The sequence below is a fragment of the Spirulina sp. CCNP1310 genome (assembly GCF_034932185.1).
Classification (GTDB): Bacteria; Cyanobacteriota; Cyanobacteriia; order Cyanobacteriales; family Spirulinaceae; genus Spirulina.
In genome coordinates this window covers 1-6,679 of the sequence record NZ_JAYGHW010000034.1, presented here as the reverse complement: position 1 = coordinate 6,679, position 6,679 = coordinate 1, and the positions used below count along the sequence as shown (strand labels likewise).

At 50.9% G+C, this 6,679-nt stretch carries 6 protein-coding genes and 1 riboswitch; of the genes, 4 read left to right on the top strand and 2 right to left on the bottom strand.

Annotated features, from left to right (window positions below; translation table 11 throughout):
• Positions 1 to 155: 155 nt before the first annotated feature.
• Positions 156 to 217, top strand: a riboswitch (Glutamine riboswitch).
• A gap of 36 nt (positions 218 to 253) precedes the next feature.
• The 3 genes from VB712_RS08000 (at position 254) to VB712_RS07990 (ending at position 3,309) form a co-directional block, all read left to right on the top strand.
• The gene (locus tag VB712_RS08000; RefSeq protein ID WP_323253905.1) at positions 254 to 424 is read left to right on the top strand and encodes a DUF4278 domain-containing protein; all 171 of its coding nucleotides are present in this window, start codon (positions 254 to 256) and stop codon (positions 422 to 424) included.
• Positions 425 to 642: 218 nt separating this feature from the next.
• Positions 643 to 1,653: a tRNA dihydrouridine synthase DusB gene (gene dusB, locus VB712_RS07995; protein WP_323253903.1), complete on the top strand. Its 1,011-nt coding sequence runs from the start codon at positions 643 to 645 to the stop codon at positions 1,651 to 1,653.
• 150 nt (positions 1,654 to 1,803) lie between these two features.
• Positions 1,804 to 3,309, top strand: a complete 1,506-nt coding sequence (locus tag VB712_RS07990) for a hypothetical protein (protein WP_323253901.1) — start codon at positions 1,804 to 1,806, stop codon at positions 3,307 to 3,309.
• 220 nt (positions 3,310 to 3,529) lie between these two features.
• Here the strand turns inward: VB712_RS07990 and VB712_RS07985 are convergent, their stop codons facing one another.
• Complete coding sequence (locus tag VB712_RS07985) at positions 3,530 to 4,510, bottom strand: arsenic resistance protein (RefSeq protein WP_323253899.1); 981 nt, start codon at positions 4,508 to 4,510, stop codon at positions 3,530 to 3,532.
• Positions 4,511 to 4,664: 154 nt separating this feature from the next.
• On the bottom strand, positions 4,665 to 5,072 hold the full coding sequence (locus VB712_RS07980) for a DUF302 domain-containing protein (protein ID WP_323253897.1): 408 nt from the start codon (positions 5,070 to 5,072) through the stop codon (positions 4,665 to 4,667).
• A gap of 77 nt (positions 5,073 to 5,149) precedes the next feature.
• Here VB712_RS07980 and VB712_RS07975 point away from each other — a divergent pair, with 77 nt between their 5' ends.
• Positions 5,150 to 6,430 carry an NAD(P)/FAD-dependent oxidoreductase gene (locus VB712_RS07975; RefSeq protein ID WP_323253895.1) on the top strand — a complete coding sequence of 427 codons (1,281 nt, stop codon included), beginning with the start codon at positions 5,150 to 5,152 and terminating at the stop codon, positions 6,428 to 6,430.
• Positions 6,431 to 6,679: the final 249 nt, after the last annotated feature.

The window sequence follows — 6,679 nt, the reverse complement described above, 5'->3', positions numbered from 1 at the left end:
ACGGCTGCCTTGTTCCCCAATCCGTTTAATCCCTCAAGAAAGCATAAATATCTTCCCCACAGCCTCCCCCCACAGGAAAATTGAAGGATTTCCCCCCCCACCCCTTGACATCGCCCCAAAAAACTGTAACTATTGATACAGAAAGGAAGTTATAAATCGTTCATCTCAGATCCCTGGGACGGAAGTAAGAGCTTTAACAACTCTGAAGGAACGCGCCTCATATTCCCTACACCATCCAAATAGGAGGCGATCCATGAAACTCTTTTATCGTGGTCATAGTTACAACGCCCATAACACCACTGTTCCGGCTCAAGATGTGCCGACGGAAGGAACTTATCGCGGCGTGAAAGTAACCTTACACCAAAAACATGCACGGGTGAATCATGCCCACAACCGGGTTTATCGCGGCGTTCACATTGATTAATCGTGAACCACGTTTAAACCCACGGAATAGGAAGTTTTGAACTGGGTGTTGCCAAGCAGCACCCAGTTTTTTGCGCTCCGATGGAATCCCCTTCATGAGATTGTGCAAAGCTGTAGGGGCGTTGGCGTAAGCTTGCCGGAGGCACAAACATTTTTCGCCCCCCCACAGATCAAGGCTAACACCAGATTTCCGATCCATATTGTTTTGCTCAATTCCCCATGCTCACCCCTGAATTGCAAACCCGCCTCGCTCCCCCCCTCACCCTCGGCCCCTTCCAAATCCACAGCCGCGTTTTCCAGTCCCCTCTTTCTGGCGTGACCGATCTGGTATTTCGTCGCTTAGTGCGTCGCTATGCCCCGACCTCAATGCTTTACACAGAAATGGTGAGCGCGACGGAAATTCACCACCTGCGTAACTTGCCCCAGATGATGCGCGTTGATCCCGGTGAGCAACCGATTAGTATTCAACTCTTTGATTGTCGCCCCGATTTTATGGGGGAAGCAGCCCGTAAAGCGGTGGCGGAAGGGGCCGATACTATTGATATTAATATGGGTTGTCCGGTGAATAAGATTACGAAACGGGGGGGCGGATCTTCGCTGTTGCGACAGCCGGAAGTGGCGGAGGCGATCGTTAAAACGGTGGTGGCGGCGGTGGATGTGCCGGTGACGGTGAAAACCCGCTTAGGGTGGGATGAGGAGGAGATTACGATTCTCGATTTTGCCCAACGGTTGGAGGGGGCAGGGGCGCAAATGTTGATGATCCATGGCCGGACGCGGCAACAGGGCTATACGGGGGCGGCCCGTTGGGATTGGATTGGCAAAGTCAAGCAAGCGGTCAAGATTCCGGTGATTGCCAATGGGGATATTTTTTCGGTAGAGGCGGCGGTGGATTGTTTAATCCAGACGGGGGCCGATGGGGTGATGTGTTCGCGGGGGACGCTGGGTTATCCCTTTTTGGTGGGGGAAATTGATCATTTTTTAAAAACGGGGGAGCGATGGCCGGAGCCGGATATTACAACCCGATTAACTTGGGCGAAGGAACATTTGATGGGCTTATGGGATTACAAGGGCCAACGGGGAATTTATCAAGCCCGTAAACATTTAGCTTGGTATTGTAAGGGGTTTGTGGGGGCGGGGGTGTGGCGCGATCGCCTCGCTCAGATTGAAACCTTGGAGGAGGGGTTAGGATTATTGGAGGAGGCGATCGCTACCACAATTAATCCGCTTTAAAGTTTCACCGCCAGCCAGCCCTTAAATTGTCCCCCCTTGGGCAACATTTACTGAGGGTTTTTCTTCACAATCCTTAAGGAAAATTTGGAGCGATTTAGTTCAGACTAAATCTGCCCATCTCGTTTTCCTGTCCCTTTACTGAAAAAATTGATGAACTTCCATCTCGGTGCGATCGCCCGCTATTCTCCCCTACTCTTGATCACCGCCCTCACCCTCGCCTGCTCCAACCCAGCCCAAGCCCAAACCACGACCCTAACGCAATGCGATGAAGCCGGCCTGCGGCGGGCGATCGACAGCACCCCCAACGGCAGCCAAATTAACTTTCAATGCCCTGCCAATACCACCATCAACCTTGCCGCAGAAATTCAACTGGGCAAAACCCTAAGTTTCAATGGCAGAAACAGCCCAAACTTGACGATCAACGGCCAAAACCGTACCCGTCTCTTTCGCCTTGCCAATCAAAACCTGACCCTCCAAAATCTCAAGCTACGGGGGGGCAGTGTTCCTAACCCTGTGGCTAGCTTTAGCTGTGAAGGGGGCGCAATCCACATTACTCGTGGAACACTCACCTTAAATAATGTCATCCTGGAAAGCAACAACGGGGCGAGGGGCGGTGCAATTTGTGGGAATTATCAAGCAGCCCTTGTGATTAACAATAGCCAATTTATTGGTAATACCGCTAATCAGGGAGGAGCGATCATGTCCCATACGAGCGATCTACGGATTACCAATTCCACATTTCGGAATAACACCACCCGTGTCGGTCAAAATTTTAATGGCAGTGGTGGTGCAATTTATACCTTTGATGCCCTCAATAAACAGAACCCCATTTTAATCCAAGGCTCCCGTTTTGAAGGTAACAAGGCTTATCACGAAGGGGGAGCAGCATTTATTTCTCAAGGCAATGGTGTAAATGCAATCATTCGTAACTCGACATTTTATCGCAATGAGGCTTTGATTGATAGTCAGGGCATTGGTAGCGGCGGAGCGATTCGTTTAGCCCATGCTGGGGCGCAATCTAACACGCAAATTGTGAATGTTGTTTTTGCAGAAAATGCTGCGGATCAAGAGGGCGGTGCGCTCTGGGCTGGCGGTGGTCGGGCGAATCTTCACCTCAATTTGAACCAAGTCACATTTACAGATAATAAAGCGGGGCGCGTTCCCGATCCCGAAAAGAATGAAACCGGGGGGGGCGCGATGTTATTAGCCACAGGTTTAGAGAGTCGCGTTGTGATCAATTACACAACGTTTGTCCGTAATGAGGCGAATCATGAAACCTCTGGAGCGATCTATTTGAATTCGGATTTTGTCGGGGGGAATATTCGCCATCAGAATATTACCTTGCGTAATTCGATTTTTGATCGCAACTGTTCCCGTAAGCCCTTAGCTGGGATGGCTACGCCCACCTGTAGCCATCTGGTTCATGCCACCACAATGCGCCGTGATGGTAGCAATTTTCTTCCTGCACCTTTGGCGGGAGAGAATGTTTTTGAATGGATTCAGAATGTTCATCAGCCTTCAGGAACGCGGTTTGGTTTAACGGCAAATAGTCAAGTTCGGGATGCGAAAGTGCGACCTTATCGTGATAGTAGTGCGGCAACCCCCAATCACCCTTGTTCTGATGTGGATGCAGGTTCTGGGCGGTTGTGTCAGTAGGGAGTGAATGACTAAAGTCGTTACGAGGGTCTTCGGAAAATAGGGTAAAATTGGCTCGATTGGATACCGAAATTAGCGTAGGGGCGAAAAATTTTTCGCCCCTATCAGGTTTCAATTTTGCGTAAATTTAGCTGATCACCTTAAATGATGAAGACCTGTTATGACAAGCGTTGGTCGTAACGACTAAAAGATACGCCCTCAGCTTTGGGAATTGGCAAAATTAAACCCCTTCTGTAGCTGGCGCACCAAAAAATTGATTGGTGAATTTCACATACCAAGCAGCGGCTTGGACTTGGATGATGTAGCCCATGGCGATAATTAGGGCAATTTCTGAGCCATCTTTCGGGCCAAATACAGTGATGGCGATCGCCAAAGCAATGGACAAATTCCGCATTACGGTTCCGTAAACAAGGGCGATCGCATCTCCCCGTTCAAAAAATAGCTTACCCACTATCGTACTCAAGGCAAAATTCACCCCATAAATAATTGCCAAGGGGACAAAATACCCCAGCAAAGCCCCTGGATTATTGACAATGGCCGTCGCTTTCAAGGCCAACGCCACAAACACAATCCCCAACACGCCAAGACTGGAAAACACCGGAAATTTTTGCTTGAGGTTCTTTTGATAGCGGTCTTGACCCCACACCCGGATAATCGCCATCCGAGTCACCACACCCAAAAGCATCGGTAAAAACACAATGGTGACAATCTGCTTAAACACATCCACTAAGGGAATTTCCACCACTGTTCCCATCAGCCACTTGGCATAAAAGGGAGTGGCTAAGGAGCCAAGAATTAAGCCAATTACCGTCATTTGTACCGCTGCATTCAGGTTTCCCTTCGCAAACCCTGTCCAGGAGATGGTCATGCCACTGGTGGGTAAGAGGGAGGTTAATAATAAACCCAAGGCTACCAGGGGTTGATCTGCAAAAAAGAGCTTACCTAACCCAAAGGCTAAAAAGGGAATAATCGCAAAGTTGATCAGTTGTGTCACCAATTGCAAGCGCAAATTCCCCCCCATGAACACTTTCGCCACTTGGAGGTTAATCATCATTGGATACACCATCAAAAAGGTGAGGGGAATAATCCCCGCCTTCAGAAACATGGGGTCGGTTACACTGCCAAAAATTAAACCGGCAATCATCACCGCCGGAATCGACCACACCAGATTTTTTTGCAGGGATTCTAAAAAGTTCCACATTGTGAGAAGTCTTGTGAATAATTAAACAGGAGAGCCACATTTCCCTCAGCACCTAAACTTGGATGGCGCATCCGAGCCAGGATCGGCATGATCAGGGGGGACGGATGCGCTAATGCTGAGGAGGTTTGGGTAGATTTGGCGTTGCTGGTCAGGGTTAGGCGGGGACAGGGGCAGCGGTGGGGAGGCGATCGATGACATCGCGCATCATTGTGCTGGCTTCGAGGGCAATTTCTTTGGCGGCAGGGCTGTGAACCATCAAAAACATCATTAAGGGGTCAATGGCAGAGACTTCGACGCGGCCATCCTCATGTTCCTGAACAACAACATTGCAGGGATAGAGAACACCCGCTTTATCATCGGTTTCGAGCATCCGATGGGCAATACCGGGATGGCAAGCCCCCAAGATTTGATAGCGGCGGAAATTGACATCCAATTTTTTCTTGAGCGCCCCTTGGACGTTGATTTCCGTCAGCACGCCCATACCAGCTTCCTGGAGGGATGCGGTGACGGCGGCGCTGGCATCGTCAAAACTGAGAGAAACAATTTTACTGAAATGATACATGGTGTGTGTGATGTTTTGTTTTTAATCTGATGATGTTATTATATTACCATCTAATCAAATAATCAGTCAATAAGAAAATGGCTACAGTAGTTGTAATCGGTGCGGGGCTGGGCGGTTTACCGACGGCCTATGAGTTACGGCATTATTTATCGGCGGGACATCGGGTGGTGTTGGTGTCTCAGGAACCGAATTTTACGTTTATTCCGGGGTTGATTCGGGTGGCGCTGGATTTAAACCCTTTGGATCATGTGCAGTTGGATTTGGCAACCTTGGCGCGGCGGCATCATTTGGAGTTGGTGCAAAGTGGGGTGGTGCAGCTTGATCCCCATCAGCAGGTGATCACCTTTGCCCATGGGCAGACGTTGCAGTATGACTATTTGGCGATCGCCACCGGGGCCGCGCTCAATCTCGATGCCATTCCGGGACTTGGCCCCCATGGCGGCTATACCCATTCCGTCTGTACGCCGGATCATGCCTTGACTGCGAGGGCAGCCTGGCGAGCATTTTTAGCCAATCCGGGGCCCTTGGTGGTGGGGGCTGCGCCGGGGGCGGGCTGTTTTGGCCCGGCCTATGAGTTTATGTTGATGGCGGATTGGGAGTTACGCCGCCGAGGGTTGCGCGATCGCGCCCCCATCACCTACATCACCCCAGAACCCTATGTGGGTCACTTAGGCGTATCGGGGATTAAAAATGCCGAACAACTCACCGCTGACCTGATGAAAAAACGGGGCATTCAGTCCATCACCAATGCGGAAATTAGCCGCATTGAACCCCACACCATTCACACCGCCGATGGCAAGAGCTTTCCCTTTCACTATGCGATGATTTTGCCCTCCTTTTTAGGTGCATCCTTCATCCGCAACACCCCGAACTTGGGTAACGCCAAGGGCTTTATTGCCACCCGTCCCGATGGTCGGCATCACACCTTCTCAAATATCTATGCGTTGGGTGTGGCGGTGGAACTCACGCAACCGGATCAAACCCCTGTCCCCATTGGTCTGCCGAAAAGCGGGGAAATGACCGAGGCGATGGGGTTGGCCGTAGCCCACAATATTGCCGTGGAATTGGGAGAATTAAAGTCCCCCACAACCACCGCCACCCTAGAAGCCCTCTGTTTTGCAGAGTTTGGGGATACCGGCATTGCCTATATGGCTGTGCCGGTGCTGGGACATCCGAACCCGCAGGATCGGCGGTTTTCCGTGGCGATGCAAGGCCCCTGGGTGAATTGGACAAAAGCCGCTTTTGAGGCTTATTTTATCCAAAAAATGGCCTGGGGTCTCGGTGTGCCGTGGTTTGAACGATTGGGGCTGAAGACGTTGTTTGGGGTGGAGTTGACGCGATCGCTCCCTACCCGATAAGGGGGCTGGGGGGGATTGTTGCCCAGATCCCGTGATGTGCCGCGCTGTGCGTCTTCGCGCCACACATCCCTAGATGGAAAGCCCCGACGAGCAAACCGGGCCATGGTTGATCAATGATGGGATTGACACTCTCCGCGCTAAAGCGACGGGGATTCTTCACTCAACGAGCCAACTTGCTCAGACAGGATGACTCCAGCCAAAGTAGAGGTCGATTCTCCTGAAGCGTTGCTTGCGTCTCGCGCAAAAGTT